General features: G+C 58.2%; 18 protein-coding genes. 13 read left to right on the top strand and 5 right to left on the bottom strand.

The window, feature by feature from the left end:
• The first annotated feature begins 8 nt into the window (after positions 1 to 8).
• The 6 genes from AF70_RS18005 to tagQ all read left to right on the top strand — a co-directional run bounded on the left by AF70_RS18005 (position 9) and on the right by tagQ (position 8,403).
• A complete protein-coding gene (locus tag AF70_RS18005) occupies positions 9 to 728 on the top strand; it encodes a PP2C family serine/threonine-protein phosphatase (protein WP_026331813.1) in 720 nt (239 codons plus the stop codon).
• Positions 725 to 3,757: a serine/threonine-protein kinase gene (locus AF70_RS18000; protein WP_028939178.1), complete on the top strand. Its 3,033-nt coding sequence runs from the start codon at positions 725 to 727 to the stop codon at positions 3,755 to 3,757. The genes AF70_RS18005 and AF70_RS18000 overlap by 4 nt, the downstream gene beginning before the upstream one ends.
• Positions 3,757 to 4,473, top strand: a complete 717-nt coding sequence (locus tag AF70_RS17995; protein ID WP_019580425.1) for an ABC transporter ATP-binding protein — start codon at positions 3,757 to 3,759, stop codon at positions 4,471 to 4,473. The genes AF70_RS18000 and AF70_RS17995 overlap by 1 nt, the downstream gene beginning before the upstream one ends.
• Positions 4,473 to 5,669, top strand: a complete 1,197-nt coding sequence (locus AF70_RS17990) for an ABC transporter permease (RefSeq protein WP_028939177.1) — start codon at positions 4,473 to 4,475, stop codon at positions 5,667 to 5,669. Before AF70_RS17995 ends, AF70_RS17990 begins: the two co-directional genes overlap by 1 nt.
• Positions 5,662 to 7,389 carry an SUMF1/EgtB/PvdO family nonheme iron enzyme gene (locus AF70_RS17985; RefSeq protein ID WP_019580427.1) on the top strand — a complete coding sequence of 576 codons (1,728 nt, stop codon included), beginning with the start codon at positions 5,662 to 5,664 and terminating at the stop codon, positions 7,387 to 7,389. The genes AF70_RS17990 and AF70_RS17985 overlap by 8 nt, the downstream gene beginning before the upstream one ends.
• An 84-nt stretch (positions 7,390 to 7,473) precedes the next feature.
• Complete coding sequence (gene tagQ / locus AF70_RS17980) at positions 7,474 to 8,403, top strand: type VI secretion system-associated lipoprotein TagQ (protein WP_019580428.1); 930 nt, start codon at positions 7,474 to 7,476, stop codon at positions 8,401 to 8,403.
• 356 nt (positions 8,404 to 8,759) lie between these two features.
• On the opposite strand, the gene AF70_RS29850 is transcribed toward tagQ, so the two are convergent.
• From AF70_RS29850 to tssI, 5 genes are all read right to left on the bottom strand, one after another.
• Entirely contained in the window at positions 8,760 to 9,008 is a 249-nt protein-coding gene (locus AF70_RS29850; protein ID WP_231508958.1) for a hypothetical protein, read from the bottom strand.
• A 413-nt stretch (positions 9,009 to 9,421) separates the two neighbouring features.
• Positions 9,422 to 9,817 (bottom strand): DUF6124 family protein, encoded by a 396-nt coding sequence (locus AF70_RS17970; protein ID WP_028939174.1) that lies wholly within the window; start codon positions 9,815 to 9,817, stop codon positions 9,422 to 9,424.
• A gap of 381 nt (positions 9,818 to 10,198) precedes the next feature.
• Complete coding sequence (locus tag AF70_RS17965; protein ID WP_028939173.1) at positions 10,199 to 10,906, bottom strand: DUF2931 family protein; 708 nt, start codon at positions 10,904 to 10,906, stop codon at positions 10,199 to 10,201.
• Complete coding sequence (locus AF70_RS17960) at positions 10,893 to 11,561, bottom strand: DUF2931 family protein (RefSeq protein WP_028939172.1); 669 nt, start codon at positions 11,559 to 11,561, stop codon at positions 10,893 to 10,895. The genes AF70_RS17965 and AF70_RS17960 overlap by 14 nt, the downstream gene beginning before the upstream one ends.
• Positions 11,554 to 14,997: a type VI secretion system tip protein TssI/VgrG gene (gene tssI, locus AF70_RS17955; RefSeq protein ID WP_028939171.1), complete on the bottom strand. Its 3,444-nt coding sequence runs from the start codon at positions 14,995 to 14,997 to the stop codon at positions 11,554 to 11,556. The genes AF70_RS17960 and tssI overlap by 8 nt, the downstream gene beginning before the upstream one ends.
• 640 nt (positions 14,998 to 15,637) lie before the next feature.
• On the opposite strand from tssI, the gene tssA reads away from it, so the two are divergent.
• Genes tssA through AF70_RS17920 form a run of 7 tightly spaced genes read left to right on the top strand, consistent with a single transcriptional unit; the run spans position 15,638 to position 21,338 of the window.
• Entirely contained in the window at positions 15,638 to 17,194 is a 1,557-nt protein-coding gene (gene tssA, locus AF70_RS17950; protein WP_019580434.1) for a type VI secretion system protein TssA, read from the top strand.
• A gap of 32 nt (positions 17,195 to 17,226) precedes the next feature.
• A complete protein-coding gene (tssB, locus tag AF70_RS17945) occupies positions 17,227 to 17,730 on the top strand; it encodes a type VI secretion system contractile sheath small subunit (RefSeq protein WP_019580435.1) in 504 nt (167 codons plus the stop codon).
• 28 nt (positions 17,731 to 17,758) lie between these two features.
• Positions 17,759 to 19,234, top strand: coding sequence for a type VI secretion system contractile sheath large subunit (gene tssC / locus AF70_RS17940; RefSeq protein ID WP_019580436.1), 1,476 nt, complete (start codon positions 17,759 to 17,761; stop codon positions 19,232 to 19,234).
• A gap of 12 nt (positions 19,235 to 19,246) precedes the next feature.
• Positions 19,247 to 19,654: a type VI secretion system baseplate subunit TssE gene (tssE, locus tag AF70_RS17935; protein ID WP_007894554.1), complete on the top strand. Its 408-nt coding sequence runs from the start codon at positions 19,247 to 19,249 to the stop codon at positions 19,652 to 19,654.
• Between the two features lie 10 nt (positions 19,655 to 19,664).
• A complete protein-coding gene (locus AF70_RS17930) occupies positions 19,665 to 20,165 on the top strand; it encodes a PAAR domain-containing protein (RefSeq protein WP_028939170.1) in 501 nt (166 codons plus the stop codon).
• 14 nt (positions 20,166 to 20,179) lie between these two features.
• Positions 20,180 to 21,004, top strand: a complete 825-nt coding sequence (locus AF70_RS17925; RefSeq protein WP_231508957.1) for a hypothetical protein — start codon at positions 20,180 to 20,182, stop codon at positions 21,002 to 21,004.
• Complete coding sequence (locus AF70_RS17920) at positions 20,994 to 21,338, top strand: hypothetical protein (protein ID WP_019580439.1); 345 nt, start codon at positions 20,994 to 20,996, stop codon at positions 21,336 to 21,338. The genes AF70_RS17925 and AF70_RS17920 overlap by 11 nt, the downstream gene beginning before the upstream one ends.
• The last annotated feature ends 79 nt before the right edge of the window (positions 21,339 to 21,417 follow it).

Below are 21,417 nucleotides of genomic sequence, written 5' to 3'. Positions count from 1 at the left end.
GTTCAAACGTGGGAAGGACCCTGAAGTCTGCAAGCAAAAGCCATGTCGGCATGGTCCGCCAGGTTAACGAAGACGCTTGCCTGGACCTGCCGCAAAAAGGCCTGTGGGTGGTCGCCGATGGCATGGGCGGGCACGCGGCGGGCGACTACGTCAGCAGTCTGATTGTCGACAGTCTGCGTAGCATTGCTGTGGGCCGTTCGCTGGATGAATACGTCGCGGCGTTGAAAACCGACCTGCTGCGGGTCAACGCCGCCGTGCGTGAAGAAACCGCCAACCGCGGCGTGACCATGATGGGCAGCACGGTGGTGGTGATGGCGGCGCGTGACTTGCGTGGGGTGTGTTTGTGGGCGGGTGACAGCCGCTTGTATCGCCTGCGTGACGGCCGGCTCAAACGGATCTCGCGGGACCACAGTTACGTCCAGGACCTGCAGGACAGCGGCCTGCTCAGCGAAGCCGAAGCCCGGGTGCACCCACGGTCCAATATTGTCACCCGCGCCATCGGGGTCCAGGCACAGCTGGAGCTGGCGATGGTCGAGTTGCTGTTGAAGCCCGGCGACAGTTACCTGTTGTGCAGCGACGGGTTGAACAAAACCGTTGAAGATCATGAGATCAGCGAGGTGCTGGGCCACGACGAGCCAGGGGAAATCGCCAGCAGCCTGGTGTCCCTGGGCCTGATGCGCGGTGCTCCGGACAACATCACCGTCGTCGTCGTGAAGGTGCCTTCATGAACCTCACCGCGAACATTCTGATCCCGGGCTACGACATCGACGGTGAGATCGGTGAGGGCGCCATGGCCAGCGTTTACCTGGCGACCCAACGCTCGCTGGAGCGCAAGGTGGCGTTGAAGGTCATGGCCGCCGCGCTGGCAGCCGATCCGAGTTTCTGCGAGCGCTTCCTGCGCGAAGGCAAAACCCTGGCGCGCCTGTCTCACCCGCATACGGTCACCATCCATGATATCGGCAATGTCGGTGAGCTGTATTACATGGCCATGGAATACCTGCCCAATGGCACGCTCAAGGAGCGCATTTCCGCCGGCCTGACGCCGGAGCAGGGCCTGATCTACATCCGCCAGATCGCCTCGGCGCTGGGCTATGCCCACGGGCTGGGGCTGGTTCATCGCGACGTCAAACCGGCGAACATTCTGTTCCGCGCCGATGGCACAGCGGTGCTCTCGGACTTCGGCATCGCCAAGTCGCTGGACGACCGCACCCAGTTCACCCAAGCGGGTTTCGCCGTCGGCACGCCCAGCTACATGAGCCCGGAACAGGCGCGCGGCCAGGACATTGACGGCCGGGCCGATCTTTATGCCCTGGGCGTGGTGCTCTACGAAATCCTCGTCGGCAAACTGCCGTACACCGGCAACGACGCGCTCTCTACGGCCCTGGCGCATTTGACCGAACCGCTGCCGGAGCTGCCGGTGCACCACGGCCGTTATCAAGAGGTGCTGCGCAAGCTGTTGGCCAAGGATCCGGCCGAGCGTTTCCCGGATGCAAAAGCGCTGTTGCAGGCGCTGGATAATCTGCCGCGTGAATCGGTTGAAGCGACCACGATCCGGCCGTTGCCCCTTCCAATGAACAATGACCTGGCGGGACTGACGCCGGTGTCTATCGACATTCCGACGAGCCCTGCACAGCCACAACCCCAAGCCAAGCCTGTTGCGCCGACGGCGAAGTCGACGCCGCAATCCTTGGCCTCGGAGCAGCGCAAGGGACCGGTGTTCGCGCTTGCCGCTGTTGCGGTAGCCGTGGTGCTGGCCTTGGGCGGCGCGGGTTATTGGTGGCTGTCCGGTGACGTCGAAGCGGACGCCAAGGCGCCAGTGGCTTCAGTGCCTCCAGTCAAAACACCGCCGCCAGCCGTGGCGCCACCGGTGAACCCCCCTGTGGCGACAGAAGTCGATAACGGTCAGCGCCCGCTGCTGATGGCCGGCAAAAAAACCTTGTTCCAGCGGGTGCTCAGCAAGCCGGGAGCGAAACTCGCCAGTGAACCGGGGGCAGCACCTGATAAGGCCTTGCCGGCGTTTTCCGTGCTGTACGTCTATCAGCGCCAAGAGGTGGCCGGCAGCCCGTGGCTACGCGTCGGCGCCGCCACCGACGGGCGCAGTGACGGCTGGTTGCCAGCCGAACAAGTCAGCGACTGGAAGCAAAGCCTGGTGCTCAAGTTCACCGAACGCTCCGGTCGTGCGCCGGTGATGTTCCTGCGTCAGCCCGGCGAAGTGGAGCGGCTGCTGGCCGATCCGTCGGCTGCAAAAAACCTGTTGCTCAAGGCCCAGCAGAACCGTGAAGACAATCAGCAGGTGCTGGCCCTGGAACCGGCCGCCAGCGCGGTGCCGCAGAACCAGTTTTATCTGTTGCCGATTTTTGATTCGCGCGAGAGCTTCGATGAAAACGGCCAGCCGGTGCAGTTGCTGAACGTGGCGTCCATCGACCCCGGCAATGCACCGAAGGCCACTGTCGGCAACACTCCGATCAGCGCCGCCAATGCCGATGCATTTCGCACCGCTGTGGTGTTGGTCGTCGACACCACGGTGTCCATGCAGCCCTACATCGATCAGGTCCGCGACGTGGTGCACCAACTGCAAACCCGCATCGCCGAGCGGGGCGAGCTGGACAGTGTCAGCTTTGGCCTGGTGGGGTTTCGAAACAGCATCCAGAAAACCCCGGGCCTGGAATACGTCGCCAAAACCTTGATCACCCTGGACCAGGGCCGCGACCCACAGCGCTTCATGGACTTGGCGCGGCAGGTCAAGGCGTCCACGGTTTCGAGCCATTCGTTCAATGAAGATGCCTTTGCCGGCGTGATGGAAGCGGTCGAGGGCATGGACTGGTCCGGTTATGGCGGACGCTTGATTCTGTTGGTCACCGATGCCGGTGCGTTGCGCAAGAACGACCCGTATGCCGCCACACAAATGAACGAGGCCGAAGTGCGTCAGGCCGCATTGGGCAAACAGATCAAAATCTACGCCTTGCACCTGCTTAGCGATGCCGGCAAGAAAACCCATGGCGGTGCGCAAAGTCAGTATCGCACCCTGACCGCCGACGCCAACCCGCAGATCGGCGATCTGTACATCCCGGTGCCGGGCGCCGATGTGCGCAAGTTCGGTGAACGGGTGGACGAGATCGGTTCGGTGTTTGCCGACCTGGTGCATCAGGTGCGCAGCAACAAGTCGCAAACCGTGCCGCTGCTGAGCGCTGCGCCGAGCCTGGCCGACAAATCGGCGGCCATCGGCTACGCGATGCACATGGACTTCCTGGGGCGAAAAGCCGCCAGCCAGGCGCCGCAACTGGTCAGCGCCTGGACCGCCGACCGCGACCTGACCAACCCGGCCCTGCCGGCGTTCCAAGTGTGCGTGATGCTGACCAAACTGCAGCTCAACGACTTGCAGCAATCGCTGAAACTGATCGTCGACGCCGCCCGCAAGACCCAGACCTCACCGAAGAATTTCTTCCAGGAAATCGCCAGTGCCAGTGCCTACATGAGCCGTGATCCCTCGGCCTTGCGCAAGGGCGGCAATCTGGCCGATGGCGGAGTTTTGGGGGAGTACCTGGAAGGACTGCCTTATCGCAGCAAGTCGCTGAACATGACCCAGGATTTGTGGCTTTCCCTGAGCGTGGCCGAGCAGGAGGACTTTATCGACGAGCTGGACTCGAAAATCCGCCTCTACGAAACCTTCCACAACGACCTGGCCAACTGGGTGCGTTTCGGCGATGCCGAACCGGGTGATGCCTTGTACCGCGTTCCATTGTCGACGCTGCCGTGATGCTGAACATGAACGCAGTGCACAAAAGCCGGGGCGCCGGCAGCCAGCGCTACAGCCTGGTGATTCCACGGCTGCAACTGCGTGCCGGTGAGCAACTGGCGGTGGTCGGTCCCAGTGGCTGCGGCAAAAGCACGTTGCTCGATTTGCTGGCGCTGGTGCTGGCGCCGGATCGGGCCGGGCAGTTTGATTTTGCGTCCGGTCAAACCACGACGGACATTGCCGGGCTGTGGCGCGCAGATGCGCAAAGTGCCTTGGCGAACCTGCGCAGCCGGCACTTGGGCTACGTGCTGCAAACCGGTGGCCTGCTGGATTTTCTGGACGTGCGCGGCAACATCGACCTGTCGCGCCAACTGCTCGGCTTGAAAGACGACGGCAGCGTCGATCGCCTGGCCGGGGCGTTGGATATCACCGATCAACTGGGCAAAAGACCGTGCGACTTGTCCGTCGGCCAACGGCAACGGGTGAGTTGTGCCCGCGCCCTGGCCCATGGGCCGCGCCTGCTGTTGGCCGATGAACCGACCGCTGCCCTCGATCCGCTGAACGCGGAACGCGTGATGCAGTTACTGGTGACCCAGGCTCGTGAACACAGGGTGTGCTGCGTCGTTGCCACCCACGACGAGTCACTGGCCCGCGCCAGCGGTTTGCAGGTGCGACGCATCAGTTGTCATCGCGACGTCGATGGCGGTGTCACCGCCACCCTTGGGGAGGCCTGCTGATGCGCGGCGCGCTGGTGGCTTCCCTGGCCTGGCAGGATTACCGCAACGATGCCTGGCTGTCGGCCTGCTCGGTATTGGCGCTGGTGGCGGTGATCGCGCCGCTGCTGGTGCTGTTCGGTTTGAAATTCGGCCTGGTCAGCAGTTTGACCGAGCGCCTGGAAAACGACCCGGCAACCCGGGAGATCATCCCCTTGGGTGGCGGCCGGTTCAGTGCCGCGTTTATCGAGCAGTTGAGCCAGCGCAGCGATGTGTCGTTCGCCTTGCCGCGCACCCGGCAGATTGCCGCGACAGCGGATCTGACCGCAGGCGCTTCGACGGTGACTGTGGAAATGATCCCCACCACCGCCAACGATCCGTTGCTCGGCAGTCTGCCGGCGCCCCAAGGGCTGGATCAGGTGCTGCTCAGCCAGACCGCCGCCGAAAAGCTCGGGGCCAAGGCCGGTGATTGGTTACAGGCCGGTTTTGGCCGGCAGGTGGCTGGTCGTGGTGAGGCGCAGCACACTCGCGTTCAGGTGCTGCAGGTTCTGCCGCTGGAAGCCTTCGCCCGGGACGGATTGTTCGCGCCGTTGACGTTACTGGAAGCGGCTGAAGATTACCGGGACGGCCGCGCCGTGCCAGCGTTCGGTTGGCCAGGTGATGCGGTGGGCGCGACGGAGCAGCGGGTATATCCGGCGTTTCGCCTGTACGCCCGCAGCCTCAAGGATGTCGAACCGCTGCGTCAGTACTTCGCTGCGCAGAACCTGCTGGTCTCGACCCAGGCCCAGGCCATCGCCCAAGTGCAATCGCTGAGCCGCAACCTGTCGATCGTGTTCTGGATCATCGCCGGATTGGCCGTGGCGGGAGCGTTCGCGGCGATTTTTGCCGGGGCGCTGGCGGCGGTCGAGCGCAAGCGTCGAGCGTTATCGGTGCTGCGCTTGCTGGGGTTTTCCACGGCAGCGTTGCTGTTGTTTGTGGTGGTGCAGGCGCTGTACAGCGCCGGTCTTGCCGCCCTGTTGAGTGCCGGGCTGTATGGCCTGGCGCAATCGGGCCTGAACCATTTATTTGCGCAGATGCCGGGCGAGTACGCCAGCCATCTGCTGGCGCGTCACTACGCGTTGGCCCTGGCGGCAGTGCTCGGCGTCAGTGCCGTGGCGGCGCTCTGTGGTGGCTGGCGAGTGGCGCGTATCCAGGCGTGTGAAGGAATCCGAGATGTATAAGTTACTGGGCGCCGCCGTGGCGCTGAGCCTGGCCGGCATGGTCTGGGCTGATGAAGGCACCGACAAGCTGGACAACCCCAAGCCGTTGCCCGATGACGTCAGCCTGCCGCTGCCGTGCGAAGGGCAGATGGTGTTCCGTTACGTCTACATCCTGGCCCAAGGCAGTCTGGACGACCGTGAGATCAGCCTCGGTTACCCGTTCAGCGAAGGTGAGGCCGGCTATCAGCAGTCGTTCATTTCCGGTTATCGCCGGGACTTCATCAATGGCCAGTTCACCCTCAAGGATCTGCCCAAGGACTGGAGCAAGAGCATCACCCCGTTGATGCCCAAGACCGACGCCAACACCCCGCTCAAACCGATGCTCTATTTCATCGGCAAATACGAAGTCACCGCCCGCCAATACGCGCAGGTCATGGCCCAGGCGCAATCGTTGGCCAGCGGCGAGCCGGCGCCGGCCTGCGAGGCGTTGCAGGCTGAAATTCCGCAAGGCATGGCCGGGCGTTTACCCAAGGTGAAGCTGTCGCGATTCGAGGCTGAACGCTTCTCGGCGGTGTACAGCGCCTGGCTGATGAAATACCACAAGGATCTGCTGCCGGTGAGCGGTCGCGGCACCTCGGCAGAGGAGGGCGGGCTGGGTTTTGTGCGCTTGCCAACCGAAGTCGAATGGGAATTCGCAGCCCGTGGCGGGCAGGCCGTCAGCCGTCAGGATCTGGAAGGGCGCCTGTTTCCCCGGCGCCTGGACGGCAGCGAAAGCGACGGACCGCTGGCCGATTGGGCGGTCTTCAATCAGGTCGCCGGCGGCACCGGTCAGGCCGCGCGGTTGATGCCGATCGGTACCAAACTGCCAAACCCCATTGGCTTGTTCGACGTGATCGGCAACGCCGCCGAAATGGTCCAGGAGTCCTTCCAGCTGGTGCACGCCGGACGCCGCCAGGGCACCTACGGCGGCTTCGTGGTCAAGGGTGGCAATTACCTGGAAGGCGAGGGCACCTTGTTCACCGGGATGCGCCGCGAGTACTCGCTGTTCGCCGCTGACGGCACCGAGCAAAATAACGAAACCACCGGGTTCCGGGTCGCGATTGGTGCGTTGTCGGCGCCCCGTTCGCGCTACAAGGAACTGTTTGCCCAATGGCAGAAAGAAGGTCGTCTGGCTTCGCTGACCGATGCCATCGACGACGCCCAGGACCCGACCAAACGCCTGGACAGCATCATTGCCGCCAGCGTCGATCCGCGTTTGCAAGCCGAGTTGGGGCTGGTCAACGAAGAGCTCAAGCGCAACGTCTCGCTCATCGCCCAACAGCGCGAGGAAGCGGCCGGCAACCTGATCCAGTCGGCGGCCCTGGTGGCCGAGACCGTCAACAACTACAACATTCGCCTGACCAATTTGCAGAAGAGTCGCCAGCAGGCCGTGGACGCCAAGGACGAGGCCAGCGCCAAGCTGTTCGCCATGGCTATCGACAACGGCCGCAGCGCGCTGGACGGCGCGGTGGCGATCTACATCGACAACCTGGCGACTGGCACGCGCTACACCGATGCCGTGATCCAGGCGCAGTTTCAACGCATCAAGGAAGAGTTGGAGCGCAAGCCGGTACTGGGCAAGAGCCTGGTGACGCGCGCGACGTTATTCGTTCGCCATGTCGGTGATTATCGTCAGCAACGACGAGCCGACCCGGCGGCGATATTGAAGGAATTGCTCGCATCGAACGCTCAGCGGTCTTGATCGTTCGTTGTACAGCGAGCTTGGAAGGGACTCAGGCGGCGATGGGCCGTGCTGAGCTGGTCAAACTTAAACGAGAACACAACTATGCTTTCCTCCCGTAAACCTTTTGCTTCGGTTTCCAAGCGTCATCTGCTGCTGATTGCCGTCGGCTTCAGCACCGTACTGACCGGTTGCGCTACATCGCCGACGTCCAAAGTCGCCTCGAGCACCAAGGTCGAGTACTACCCGAACTGCTACGAGCCGGTGCAGCACCTGCGCGCCACCGATTCGAACATGACCAAATCGGTGGTTACCGGTGCGGCGGTCGGCGCTGTCGGCGGTGCACTGTTGGGCGCCCTGACCGATTCCGAGAACCGTGGCCGCAACGCCGCCATCGGTGCAGCAGGCGGTGCCCTGGCGGGCGGCGCGGTCGGTTACTACAACGAGCGTCAGAAGCAGATCGCCGATGACAACCAGCGCATCGCGTCCTACGCCTCCGACGTCAACAAAAGCGCCGCCGACATCGACCGCAGCACCGCGTATGCCAAGGCTTCGCAACAGTGCTACCAGAGCGCGTTCACCAAACTGGTCGCCGACCGCAAGGCCAAGACCGTCAACGACACCGAGGGCCGCAAGCGCCTGGCAGAAATCGTCGCCGGCCTCAAAGAGTCCAACGACCTGATCGTCGCGGTGAACGGTAAAGCCAGCGAAGACCTGAGCAACTACACCCAGGCCTACGAAAAAGACCTGCAGCAAGTAGGCGTGCAGCGCACTGACGTGGTCACCGTGGCGACCGCCGACACCACACCGGTCGTGACCCCGACCAAGAGCAAGAAAGCGGTGAAACCAGCGAAAAAACCGGTGCTGCCAACCGTGCCGAAAGAAGCGGTCACCACCGAGAAAACCCTGCAAACCGCACAAGCCAAACAGGCGGAAAGCAAGCAAGTTGCCAGCGCAGGCACCACTCAGGTCAACAGCATGTGCAAGAACCCGGACCTGGGCGACTGGGCACCGGTACCTTGCCCGAATGTTTGATTGAGTTTTCTGTAGGGCTTTGATCATTCCCACGTGTTGCGTGGGGATGATCTGTACTGGCTACGCCTAGGCGCCATGCGCCGCCATCTCCTGCGCTGGCAAATGATCCAGCGCTCGCTTCACCGGCAACTGCACGTCATTCGTCATTCTTCTTGGCCTACCAGCTTCCATAGGGGATGCCGAATTTCTCGATGTAGGCTTTGGACTCCTCTGAAAGCGGTCGATGTTTTCCGTTGGACGTGCCCCGTAGGGGCCTTTGGGATTGATCGTGCCTTGTACGCGGGTGACCTCGGAACGCAAGACCATAGATGTAGGAGCCGGCTTGCTGCTTGGCGAAAATCGCCGCCATTTCCGGCTCATTGATAGGTAGCTAATACCATCCGGGCAAACTCTTCCTTGCTTGGCTGGTGGGGGTACTGCTCCAAGTACTTGCGCCATTCAGATTCAAGCACGGATCCATCGTGATCGCCGTCGGTAGCGAGATAAGCTGAGGCATCATCTTTTAAGGCCTGGGCGTAGTGTTTCGAGGGGCTATCTTCAGTGGCGTCTGAGGTCGAAATAAATGGTCCGACCGTTGTGTAGATGAAACCAATTCCAGTCAGCATCGAGAAATCCAGGGGGCCGCCGTTTAGAGCGCAGCCTAAACCGTGGCACCCTTCAGCCCGAACAGAGACGCTAGCTACGAGTGTAAACATGGCGACCCAATAGCACCCAAATGCCACGGTCCATTTTTTATTGTGTCGACTAGCCATGAACTGATTGAACTCCCTGTTTATTGGCGCGCTTCCATGAGCGATGTGCCGCACCCACTCAACATCGAGTGTGCCTGTGCAAAGTAACGAGGCAGAGAGGCACTTCAAGACCAAGCAGACCAAATCGGACGCGTCCTACATGTGCTCCGGAAACAGGGAAGATAACTGTGTTGGTTTTTGTGCTCCCAGCTGTGTGCTGGGCACCGTGACGAGAAAACCCCGATGGGGAGGAACACACCCATCGGGGTTGCTTGCTACTTGGCGAGTTAGCTGACTTTACTTTGTTGCTTGGCGAAAATTGCCGCCATTTCTGGTTCATCCAGATGATCCAGCGCTCGCTCTACCAACAAATGCACCCCGTCGGCCATGCGGCTGAGCGCCAAGGCTACAGAGCGGCGTGAACCGTCCACATCGTCGGCGAGGTCGGCGGCGATGGCGCTGATGGACAGTAGATCTTCCGAGGCGCTGGCGAGGAGGGCTTCAGTGTTGATGCCGGGGCAGACAGCGAAGAGCTGGCCGTTGCGTTTTGGTGGTTTTGGTTCGGCTGGCGGGAAGTGATGGTCGAGGGCGCGCTCGGCGGCGTCGTTGAGTTTGTTTGAATCGGGGCTTTCGTATGGGGAGATCGGGTCGGTGTCTGGTGGATTTGGGGTGACTTTGAACATTTACCAACTCCTGAAGTGGAGCCGTTCACATGTCGCTGCTAAACGATGGGTGGCGGCTATGCGCGGGTTAGCAGACCGGGGAGTTAGCAAACCGGCGCGCCCGAAGGCGCCCCACGCACAGCCACCATCAAGTGCAGGACATGAATACCTGACTGAAGGACCGCTATGCACCTCACTAACAACCACGGGCTGCTAAACCCGATCACTGATGGGCAGTGACAGGAATCAAGTTACCGACCGCCCCCAAGGCGCACAAGCCGGCAGATTCTGGCGCAGCCGTAGGCAACGACGCAAGGTGTTGTAGCTTGCAGGACGTAACCTTGAGGCGTTTTAAACAAGCCCTATTGAATGGTGTTTAACCATCGGAAATGTAGGCATTCCTTACCAGCTTCCATAGGGGATTCCGAACTTGTCGATGTAGGTTTTGGACTCCGGTGACAAAAGCAGAGCATAACGGCCTTCATTTTTTCCCTGAGAGGGACCTTGTGTATTGACGGTGCCTGCCACCCGAAGAATCTCGATCGCGTTCAAGCAGGCACCACCAAGCCAGACCTTAGCGATACCACCTGGAGCCAAACCAATGCCGATGTTGTCACGGGATTCGGTAATCCATTCGGCGCCGAAGCTGCAAAACGCCTTTTCAGGTTTGCGCATAATTTCCCGTGCGGATTCGGGAATGACGATATAGGCCTCATAGGTTTGCGGTTCGGCCAGCGATTGCCAGCGTACGTAGATCAAACGAGGCAGATCGGCGCCAGTGACATATCTGCCCTTACCCGCGCCATTACTGCTGACCCACCCTCTGGCAATGCCCTGGTTATTCGGGGGCTTTGGTACAGAAGCGATACCACCACCCGCACCTCGGAATACTCGCTCCTTTATGTCCACCACGTCTGCAGTTTCAATCCAGACCTCCATATAAGCGGGTGCTGAAAATCCCAGGAACCAAGGTAGTTTCTTGTCCGATTGCGCGAAGCTTTGCGAGCTAAAGGCCAACAGCAATCCAACTAGCAGGCTGATGTATTTCTTGATTGGCTTAACTGGTTTGATGATCGGCGAGGCCGCGAGGTAGTGGTTACCAAGAGCCATAAGGAATCCCGAACTGTTCTATGTAAGTCCTGGACGTTTCGGATAAGGGTCGATGCTTACCACCAGATTTGCCTTCATAAGGGCCTTTAGAGTTTATTGTTCCTTCTACCCGAATTATTTCGATAGCGCTCAGGCAGGCACCGCCAAGCCAGACCTTGGCAATGCCGCCGGGAGCCAAACCAATGCCGATATTGTCACGAGATTCGGTAATCCATTCGGCACCGAAGCTGCAAAACGCCTTTTCAGGTTTGCGCATAATTTCCCGTGCGGATTCGGGGATGACTATGTAGGCCTCATAGGTTTGCGGTTCCGCCAGTGATTGCCAGCGCACATAGATCAGACGGGGCAGATCGGCACCAGTGACATATCTACCCTTACCAGCACCGTTACTGCTGACCCATCCTTTGGCAATACCCTGATTATTCGGGGGCTTTGGAACAGAGGCTATACCGCCTCCCGCACCTCGGAATTCCCGCTCTTGGATATCCACTACGTCTGCAGTTTCAATCCAGACTTCCATATAAGCCGGCGCTGAAAAGCCCAAGAACCAAGGTAGTTCCTTACCGGGTTGGGCGAAGCTCTGCGAGCCACCAGTAAAAAGCAGCCCAAAGAGTAAGCCTGTGCATTTGGCGAAAAGGCAGACGGAATTATTCATTGGGGTGCACCACACGCTTGTTGTCTTTAGCCGGTCGGTTGATGAAAAAAACGCTCATGTCGCTGCTATTGAAATCTCTGGCTGCGTTCCAGCTAGCGGAAATATGGATGTAGCGACTGCGTAGCAATGCTCGTTCCTGGAGGGTCAATCCCTCGACCGCTGTTTCGCCAAGGGCATAGGCTTGCAGCTTTTTGTGAATGGGTACCAAATCGTCAGGCAGGGCTAGTTTTGGGTCGTTGGCATCAATGATGCCAAACGGTACATCGTGTCGGACTGCCAGTTCGCGCATGATCCGTAAGTAAACAAGCGACAATTCACCTCGCACCGGGCGTTCAATCGCAGCAGTTGCAAATACCTTCTTCTGTGGTTCGATCTTGGTTCCAGCTGGCCCTTTTGAGTAAGGCAGCGGTATTTCCCAATACGCCACTTTGATTTTCTTAAGCGGACCTTCGAAGTCGATGACGCCTTTTCCATACCAGGCGAATGCCTCTTTTTCGGCTGAAAGGTAGGCCTCAGTGCGGGTGGCGTCCGTGCTCTCGCTCACGGTGCTTGTTAACGGCTTACCCAACAGGAGTTTTTCATTGGCTATTGGCAAATAACCACCGCCAAGGTCTGAGTGCACACCGGGCAAAACCAGGTCTGTATCACCGAGGCTGTTGAGGGCAAAATTTTCACGGACTTCGTCTCGCGCGACCAGATGCACAATCTTATTGGCACAGCCGTCCGGGAGTCTGAGATTGAGGAAAGGGTTTCTGCTGTTGGCACCATTGAAGTCAAGCACCCACGGGTTGGCGATCGAGGCGACGGTATCGAACAGACCGATAAAGTTGATAGCCGCATCTATTTTTGGCCGCCATGCAAAATTTTTAGCCAAGCCTTCGAAGCCGCTAGGAAAACTTTTGGCAAGAACGCCTTCGTTACCTTTGAGCACTTCGTTCGCGAAATGCCTCGCCGCTGCGGCGCCTCGGCTGAATCCGAAAATATCGAACTCAATTCGCTCTATTATCAATTCCGGGTTACGTGCTCTTAGCTGCCGTATCTGCTCGCCGATAAGCGCCGGACTCTGCTCGACCCGGGCAGCCACCCCTGTTTCACCCCGCCCCGTTGCCTGGGAGTAACGTGAGTCTTCACCACCATTCGTGGTCCCGATACCTTCGACGTAAATGGCGATCGAAGTCGTCGTTGCTTCTGGCGAAAGCGTTTCGTCCACTCGGTCCTCATAGAGTTTGTAAAGCCGCACGATGTTGCTCACATCATTCCCATAACTATTGTCCGGCGAGCTCCCATTGCCGTCATACCCATAAGCTGCGCAATACTTTTGTACTTCCTCGGCCGCCTCCGCCAGTTTGGCGTCCGGCGCATAACACGCTGCCACGGTTTCGCTGTTGGCTTTGTTGTTGCCCGTGCCATCAAAGAACACCCCAATCCGCAACGTAATCCCTTCTTCCTCAACTTCCTCCTCCTCTTCCTCCAGCTCATCCGATTCATTTTCTTTCGGTGATGCCGGCGCAGGTGCGACGGCAACCAACAAGCCTGCTGCTGCCCCTCGCAACAATGTATGAGGAGCCGTGCCTGGCATCGGAGCACCGCCGAGCTCAATCGGACTACTGCTGAAAATCCCGTCGGCGTTGAGCACAATGTGCTCATTGCCAACCTTCACGGAAAGACTTTCACCCGCGCTAATCACCAGGTGTGTACCTGCCTTGATATGCACGTGCTGACCGGCTTCGATAACCAGCGTTTCATCAGATCTTGTGTGGCTGTCGCCAGAGACATGCAGGTAGTCGTTGCCGCTAACCTGGATTTTTCGATCCGATGTGATAGTGAGGTGCTCTTCAGATCCCAGTACCGTAATACGGTCGCCCTTGATGGTGACTCGACTCTCATTACCCACCTCAATCCGGCTGTCGTTCCCGACCTTCTGCTCCATATCCCGCTGAGCGTGCAGGTAGATCAACTCATCGCCCGCGCGATCTTCCATCGACAACTCGTTGTAGCCACCCGTAGCGGGGGAGCTGTGGGTTCGAAGCACGGTTTTGGTTTTATTTTCGGGCAACGGGTAGGGCGCCGGTGTGACCTTGTTGATCAGGCAACCGGTGATCAACGGATTATCGGGATTGCCTTCGAGGTAGGTGACGAGGACTTCCATGCCGATACGAGGAATGATCACTGTGCCAAAGTTGTCCCCCGCCCAACTGGACGCTACTCGCAGCCAGCAACTGCTGTTTTCAGTGTTGCGTTCCGACCGGTCCCAGTGAAATTTGACTTTGACGCGACCGAATTCGTCGCAGTAAATCTCTTCACCAACAGGTCCGGTGACGCGAGCGGTCTGGCAATTCAGCATGGGTCTTGGTGCAGGCATCGGTGGCCGATAAAAAACGTCCCATGGAATGGCGCTGAAGCAGTTGCGGTACCCCTGGGTAAATCCGTTCTCAGGTTCGGTCGCGCTGGCTGACTCTTCGAGCACCTGGGGATTTTTTCCAGAGTGGGTAACGCTGAGCAACAGCCATAAATCGTTGTACGTTTCGTGCGGGCAGTTCGTCAGGCTGAAAAAGTGGCCGCTGCGCAGCGTTGGCTGGTCGCTTTTGCCCTCCGCCAACTGATAATCGACCCGGTGCCGTTCAAGTGCCTGGCGGGCAAGTTGTTTGCCGCGCTTTTCGCTCTCCAATGGCACCGGGTAGCTATAGTCTTCCAGCTCGGGACTGAACTCAGCGGTAAAGCGACTTTCCAGCAACGCGTTCGGGCGTTTCAGGTCGTAGTCACGGCGGGTAACTACACTGGGGCGGGTTTTGAAACCCATGCAAAACTGGCTGACCACCGGATGTTCCGCCACCATGCCGGAGTTTTGCTGATATGGCGTTTCGCCCAGTTTGGGGAAGAATGTCTGGTCATCGGTGAACTCCAGCACATGGCCTTCCGAGGAGTGCTGGTGATGCCACGTAATGCCGTCCTCGGCGCAGAGCCGCTGGACGAACTCCAAATCATTTTCCCGGTATTGAGTGCAGTATTCGCGCGGGGGACTTGCCTTGACGTGGAAGGTAAATGCATCGGCCTGAATGCCGTGCCCTTTGAGGACCTGAGCGATGATTTGCGGCACCGTCTGCCCCTGGAAAATTCGCTGATCCCGGCTGAACTGCAGGTAATGCAGTGCCGGCACAAGGTTCACGCGATAGTGGGTCAGGCGTTTACCAGCATCACCCACGGACACGCTTACGATGTGACCGTGAATACCTTCGCCGTTAAGTCCGAATTGCAAATATGCAGGTTGGTCCAGCAGGCTCTCCAGATCGAAATCGGGGTACTCGCTGATCAAGTCGACGTGAATTGAATACAAGGAGCTGATGGTTTCAGTGCCTTCAAAGGCCAGCACTTTGAAATCGTTGCGGACCGTCGGAATCACAAGCGTGAAATGGGCTGCATCGGCAGGTGCGAACATGCGCTTATCCTTTTGCTGTTTAGTCGCTCGTCCTTAAGCTGAGGAAAACAAATTGCGATGCCCAAGCCATACCTGGCCCGGACAGGCGTCAATGGCTGAACACGCTAACAAGGCACTTTTATGATTGATGTAGGAAGGGTCTGGAAGCCAAGCCTGAAATTTCCGCATTCAAAAATGTGGGGTACATAAATTGTTATCAATTTGATGTTGTTTTTTATTTGGTTATTGGCGTTCACCGAATTGCTTGTTGATGTCAGTAATGTTTCGGAATGGTCCTACATTCAGCGCTTTTTATTTTTGGCATGCTTCACGCCCAATCAAGATGAGTGCGCAGTACTGAATGCATAAGTGGTTCTGAAATATTCAAAGTAAGGCTCTATTCCAGTGGTTTGTGGCGAGGTTGTCGTGCGATGAGATATCGGTCCGAGATCATTAGTGCTGCTACATATAGGGAAAATTCCTACGAGCAACAGAGATACTTCGTCTTGCTATCTGATTAGGTGCTTGACAGTGGTTGCAAAGTGCCAATGTTTAAGGAGTAAGGACTAAATAAGGAAAGGCTCTTCGTCGTTCTTTGATGCTGCCCGTAGTCATTGGAATTTCAATGGGCAATGACAGTTTTTCTAACTAAAGGCTATAAATGTCCCACTCAAGCAAACTTTCTGCCCATTACCTTGAACTCGCAAAAGCCTCTGTTTCCCAAGAGAGTTTCGCGGGCGAGGATGTTCGCTTTTCAAGCGAATACGAGGCATTGGAAAGCGAACTGGCCAAAGCCCAGTCCATGCACGAAAGTGGTCAGATCGACTGGCTGAAAGTCCGTGAAAACAGCGAAAACCTGCTGCGCACTCAATCCAAGGATTTGCGTGTCGGCGCTTGGCTGACCTGGGCGCTGTACCAGCGCGAATCCTTCCAGGGGCTGCTGGCCGGCCTCGGTTTGCTGCACCATCTCTGTGAAAACCATTGGGCCGAAGTTCACCCGAACAAGGCCCGCACCCGCTCCGCCGCCATCAGCTGGCTGGTGCCGCGTCTTGAGCAGGTGCTGAACGAAAACGTTGCGATCAAAGAGCAGCTGCCGCTGTTCCGCCGGCTGGTCGAGCATCTGGAAGGCCTCGACGCCGCGTGCACCGAGCACTTGGGCGATGACGCGCCGTTGCTGCTGCCGATCTCCCGCCGCTTGAAAAACATGGTTCAGCGCGCCGCCGATAACCAGCCGGAGCCCGGCGTGGTGGGCGCCGCAGTGGCCCAGGTCAAGCAGGCCGCGACCCAGCTGTTCACTCCCGGCGCGCCAATCGACAACGAGAAAGAAGCCCATAAGGCCCTGCGCGCCCAGCAGGAAAGCGCCCGTCCGTTGTGCGCCTGGTGGCTCAAGCAGAAAGCCACCGACCTGCGCGCCCTGCGCCTCAATCGTACGCTGCTGTGGCTGCCCATCGACGCGGTGCCCGAGCGCAATGCCGAGCAGATCACCGTCCTGCGTGGCGTGCCGGCAGACAAACTCAAGGCCTACCAGGACCGCTTCGACCAAGGGAAATACGCTGATCTGCTGGTAGAGCTGGAGGCGAGCCTGGCGAAGGCACCGTTTTGGTTCGATGGCCAGCGAATGGTCTGGGAATGCCTTCAGGGGCTGAACGCCGAGATGGCCATGCGCGAAGTGGAAATCCACTTCGCGCTTTTGGTTCAGCGCCTGCCCGGCATCATCGAATTGCGTTTCCACGACGGCGCGCCGTTCGCCGACCCGGCCACCCGCGCCTGGATCAGCGCCCACGTCATGCCACACCTGCAAAGCGCCAGTGCGCCGCGCAAGGTCGAAGTCGCCGATACCCAGCCGGCCTGGGAGCTGGCCCTGGAAGAAGTCATGCCGATTCTGCGCAAGGACGGCCTCAAGGCCGCCGTGCAGATCCTCAAGCAGGGCCTGCAAAGCGCCAACGGCGGGCGGGTTCGGTTCTTTTGGCAGTTCGCCCTCGCGCGGCTGTGCTTCATGGCCAAGAAATACGAACTGGCCAAGACCCAACTCGAAACCCTCGACCAAACATTACAGGACTCAGGCCTGCACGCCTGGGAGCCCGATCTTGCGCTGGAAGTGCTGCATTTGCTGCATAGCTGCTGCGAGTTGTTACCGCAGAACCATGCAGTGCGTGAACGCAAGGAAGAGATTTATCGCAGGCTGTGCCACCTCGATCTCGAAGTGGTACTCGAATAGGCCTCAGGGCCACAACCGCAAGGAGAAAAGCCATGGCCAAAGAAGGCTCGGTAGCCCCCAAGGAACGCATCAACGTCACCTTCAAACCCGCCACCGGCGGTGCTCAGGAAGAGATTGAACTGCCGCTGAAACTACTGGCAATCGGTGACTACACCCACCGCAAGGACGAACGCAAAGTCGAAGATCGCAAACCGATCAGCATCGACAAGATGACCTTCGACGAAGTGCTGGCCAAGCAAGAGCTGAGCCTGACCCTGAGCGTGCCGAACCGTCTGCAGGAAGATGGCGAAGCCGACGAGCTGGCCGTGCAACTGCGCGTCAACTCGATGAAGGACTTCAACCCGGCATCCTTGGTCGAGCAAGTGCCTGAGCTGAAAAAACTGATGGAACTGCGCGACGCGCTGGTAGCCCTCAAAGGCCCGCTGGGTAACGCGCCTGCGTTCCGCAAAGCCATCGAAGGCGTGCTCGCCGACGACGAATCCCGCGGTCGCGTACTGGGTGAGCTGGGCCTGAACGCCGCAGCCCCGGACGCCTGAGCCCCCATCAGCCAAGGAAGCCAACACAATGAGCACTAGCGCAGCACAGCAAAAGAGCAACGAGAACGGCGAATACAGCATTCTCGACAGCATCATCGCCGAAACCCGCCTGACCCCGGACGACGAAGCCTACGACATCGCCAAACGCGGTGTGTCGGCGTTCATCGAAGAGCTGCTCAAGCCGCAGAACAACGGTGAGCCGGTCAAGAAGGCCATGGTCGACCGCATGATCGCCGAGATCGATGCCAAGCTCAGCCGCCAGATGGACGAAATCCTGCACCACCCGGACTTCCAGTCCCTGGAATCGTCGTGGCGTGGCCTGCAGTTGCTGGTCGACCGCACCAACTTCCGCGAAAACATCAAGATCGAAATCCTCAACGTCTCCAAGGACGACCTGCTGGATGACTTCGAAGATTCGCCGGAAGTGATGCAGTCGGGCCTGTACAAGCACATCTACACCGCTGAATACGGCCAGTTCGGTGGTCAGCCGGTTGGCGCGATCATCGCCAACTACTACATGTCCCCAAGCTCGCCGGACGTGAAACTGATGCAGTACGTGTCCAGCGTAGCCTGCATGTCCCACGCGCCGTTCATTGCTGCCGCCGGCCCGAAATTCTTCGGCCTGGAAAGCTTCACCGGCCTGCCGGACCTGAAAGATCTGAAGGATCACTTCGAAGGCCCACAGTTCGCCAAATGGCAGAGTTTCCGTCAGTCGGAAGACTCCCGTTACGTTGGCCTGACCGTGCCGCGCTTCCTGCTGCGTAACCCGTACGACCCGGAAGAAAACCCGGTCAAATCGTTCGTGTACAAAGAAACCGTCGCCAACAGCCACGAGCACTACCTGTGGGGCAACACGGCCTACGCGTTCGGCACCAAGCTGACCGACAGCTTCGCCAAATTTCGCTGGTGCCCGAACATCATCGGCCCACAGAGCGGTGGCGCGGTTGAAGACCTGCCGTTGCACCACTTCGAAAGCATGGGCGAAATCGAAACCAAGATTCCTACTGAGGTTCTGGTTAGCGACCGTCGTGAATACGAACTGGCCGAGGAAGGTTTCATCTCCCTGACCATGCGCAAAGGCTCCGACAACGCGGCGTTCTTCTCCGCAAGCTCGGTGCAGAAGCCGAAGTTCTTCGGCATCAGCGCAGAAGGCAAGGCCGCAGAGCTGAACTACAAGCTCGGCACCCAACTGCCGTACATGATGATCGTCAACCGCCTGGCTCACTACTTGAAAGTGCTGCAGCGCGAGCAACTCGGTTCGTGGAAAGAACGTACCGACCTCGAGCTGGAACTCAACAAGTGGATCCGCCAGTACGTGGCCGACCAGGAAAACCCAAGCGCCGAAGTCCGTGGCCGTCGTCCACTGCGCGCAGCCCAAATCATCGTCAGCGATGTTGAAGGCGAGCCGGGCTGGTACCGCGTCAGCCTGAACGTGCGCCCGCACTTCAAGTACATGGGTGCCGATTTCACCCTGTCGCTGGTTGGCAAGCTGGACAAAGAGTAAGCGGAGCGACTCATGACTGGATACGGCAGCCTTTTCGAACGCCTGGGTGGCGACGCGGACAAACGCGTCGGCTGGAGCCGCGAGGTTTCCGCCATGGCGTCGGTGGCTGCCCATCTGGCCAAGATGCTCAGCACCCGTGCGGGCAGCGTGCAAACGCTGTCCGACTACGGGCTACCCGATCTCAATGACATGCGTCTGAGCCTGCACGACTCCCTGAGTCAGGCCCGACTGGCCATCGAAAATTTCATCGAAGCCTACGAACCGCGCCTGAGCAACGTGCGTGTCATCTCCCTGCCGCGTGACAACGATCAGCTTCGGCTGTCCTTCAGCATCGAAGGCCTGCTGGAAGTTGATGGTTTCAAGCGCCAGGTCAGTTTCGCCGCGCGCCTGGATGGCAGCGGTCAAGTAAAGGTCAATTAAGGAGACTCCGATGTCCGGCAAACCCGCAGCACGCGTATCCGACCCCACCGCTTGCCCGCTCCCCGGCCACAGCACCAACCCGATCGCCGCCGGCTCCGGCGACGTGTTCTTCGACGGCCTCGCGGCCGCCCGCCAAGGCGATGCCTCGGCGTGTGGTGGTGCGATGTCGGGCGGGTTGGCGACGACGGTTTTGATCAACGGCAAACCGGCGGCGACGGTGGATTCGGTTGGGACACATGGCAACAAGGTTACGGCCGGGTCCGGGACGGTGATTATCGGGAATTCGCATTCGCCGGTGCCGTTTGTGGCGCCAACTCCGTTGGTGATCCCGGGATTCGATGCGCAGTTTCAACTGAAGAATGGTTTAGGCAATCCGTTGGCTGATACCAAATATTTAATTCGACGTCAGGACGGGTCGCTCGAAAGCGGAATCACCAATGAGTTGGGTTTGACTCATCGGGTAGCTGCGCATACGAGCTCCGAAAAAATCGAAGTATTTATTGAGAGCTAAGGGAGTAGTCGTTCATGGCAGAGCCTGAAAAAATCAAAAAAGATGGACAGGAATATGTGCCCGCTGGCGCTGCTCCAAGCACTAAGACTTCAGAAATTACGCCCGTAGAATTAAAAGTATGTCGTTGTAATGGAAAAGAAGTAACTACACTAAGCGGATACGATAGTGTTCCGAGTTACTCCGGAGAGCTGCCTTCTCCTCTACAAATAATGTGGTATGTACCCAAGACCAAAGAGCTTCTCAAAGCAAGTTTTTCTGACACTGAAATACGTGTGTGGATAAAACAGGCCGCGGAATATTATGGGATTCCTCATATTCTGCTGGCGGTCATTCTGCAACAGGAAAATGGACCTAAAGGCAGCAAGTTTCTTCAAGCAATGCAGTTCGGCGAGCGATCATTAACAACTTTGCTGGCGATTGTCGACAATATGGCTTTTGACGCCGTTCCTGATAAGTTGGCCGGTGGCTCTAGCGGTTTTGCCAATATGAGTCGAGCTGCGTTGCAGAACTCCGTTAAATACACCGAGAATTATTACTGCAAAAAGCCATTGCCCGAAGATGTTCAGTACCGGATTTTTGGTTGGAACCAAGACACTCGAATCCCTGGCGATGACTGGAAAGCAGATCTTTATTATGCCGCGGGTCACCTGCGTGAACTCATAGACCGAGCCACAGGGGACCGCTGCCATTCAGGGTCATTGACACCGGAGCTGCTAAAGAAAGTCATTGCGTCTTACAACGGTTCAGGTCCGCTTGCCGAAAGGTATTCAAGCGATGCAATGACGTTGTTAGAAAATGCAAAGGCAGGCACTGCATGGTTGTATTTCTATGAAAAATAAAATCTCGGGATCTACCATTTTCGTGTTGGCAACCGGTGTTTTAGTCTTGGGGATCGTCATGTGGACTAACTTTTTTTCCAATGCGCTGATGTTGGCAATGGATCGCGTTAATTTCATTCCTGCGGAATCTTCAATTTTCTCTTTCGAACCGTATGAGATAAATCAAGGATCTTCCTCTTATTGGATCTATGGTCAGGATAGCGATAACTATTATTATTTTTCCTACGAGGCGACGTCGCCTTATATATTTATTTTAAAGTCTAATAATTGTCAGGGCTTTGACCGGTTGAACTTCAAAACATGGTGCGCGGCGAAACCGGGCGGTGAGAAGTGATCGGGTTTTCGGTTTGGCTAATATACGCTGGTTTGGGCGTGTCTTACTCAGCGTCTAACAAATTCGTGGGAAGTAACTA

Source organism: Pseudomonas sp. KD5 (assembly GCF_012932895.1).
GTDB lineage: Bacteria > Pseudomonadota > Gammaproteobacteria > Pseudomonadales > Pseudomonadaceae > Aquipseudomonas.
The sequence above is the reverse complement of the archived record's forward strand: the minus strand, read 5'-3'. Positions and strand labels throughout refer to the sequence as shown.

Bases quoted from the DNA above. Each gene is read 5' to 3' on its own strand.
- AF70_RS18000 (WP_028939178.1), top strand. From the start codon at position 725: ATGAACCTCACCGCGAACATTCTGATCCCGGGCTACGACATCGACGGT.
- AF70_RS17995 (WP_019580425.1), top strand. From the start codon at position 3,757: ATGCTGAACATGAACGCAGTGCACAAAAGCCGGGGCGCCGGCAGCCAG.
- AF70_RS17990 (WP_028939177.1), top strand. From the start codon at position 4,473: ATGCGCGGCGCGCTGGTGGCTTCCCTGGCCTGGCAGGATTACCGCAAC.
- AF70_RS17985 (WP_019580427.1), top strand. From the start codon at position 5,662: ATGTATAAGTTACTGGGCGCCGCCGTGGCGCTGAGCCTGGCCGGCATG.
- tagQ (WP_019580428.1), top strand. From the start codon at position 7,474: ATGCTTTCCTCCCGTAAACCTTTTGCTTCGGTTTCCAAGCGTCATCTG.
- AF70_RS29850 (WP_231508958.1), bottom strand. From the start codon at position 9,008: ATGCTGACTGGAATTGGTTTCATCTACACAACGGTCGGACCATTTATT.
- AF70_RS17970 (WP_028939174.1), bottom strand. From the start codon at position 9,817: ATGTTCAAAGTCACCCCAAATCCACCAGACACCGACCCGATCTCCCCA.
- AF70_RS17965 (WP_028939173.1), bottom strand. From the start codon at position 10,906: ATGGCTCTTGGTAACCACTACCTCGCGGCCTCGCCGATCATCAAACCA.
- AF70_RS17960 (WP_028939172.1), bottom strand. From the start codon at position 11,561: ATGAATAATTCCGTCTGCCTTTTCGCCAAATGCACAGGCTTACTCTTT.
- tssI (WP_028939171.1), bottom strand. From the start codon at position 14,997: ATGTTCGCACCTGCCGATGCAGCCCATTTCACGCTTGTGATTCCGACG.
- tssA (WP_019580434.1), top strand. From the start codon at position 15,638: ATGTCCCACTCAAGCAAACTTTCTGCCCATTACCTTGAACTCGCAAAA.
- tssB (WP_019580435.1), top strand. From the start codon at position 17,227: ATGGCCAAAGAAGGCTCGGTAGCCCCCAAGGAACGCATCAACGTCACC.
- tssC (WP_019580436.1), top strand. From the start codon at position 17,759: ATGAGCACTAGCGCAGCACAGCAAAAGAGCAACGAGAACGGCGAATAC.
- tssE (WP_007894554.1), top strand. From the start codon at position 19,247: ATGACTGGATACGGCAGCCTTTTCGAACGCCTGGGTGGCGACGCGGAC.
- AF70_RS17930 (WP_028939170.1), top strand. From the start codon at position 19,665: ATGTCCGGCAAACCCGCAGCACGCGTATCCGACCCCACCGCTTGCCCG.
- AF70_RS17925 (WP_231508957.1), top strand. From the start codon at position 20,180: ATGGCAGAGCCTGAAAAAATCAAAAAAGATGGACAGGAATATGTGCCC.
- AF70_RS17920 (WP_019580439.1), top strand. From the start codon at position 20,994: ATGAAAAATAAAATCTCGGGATCTACCATTTTCGTGTTGGCAACCGGT.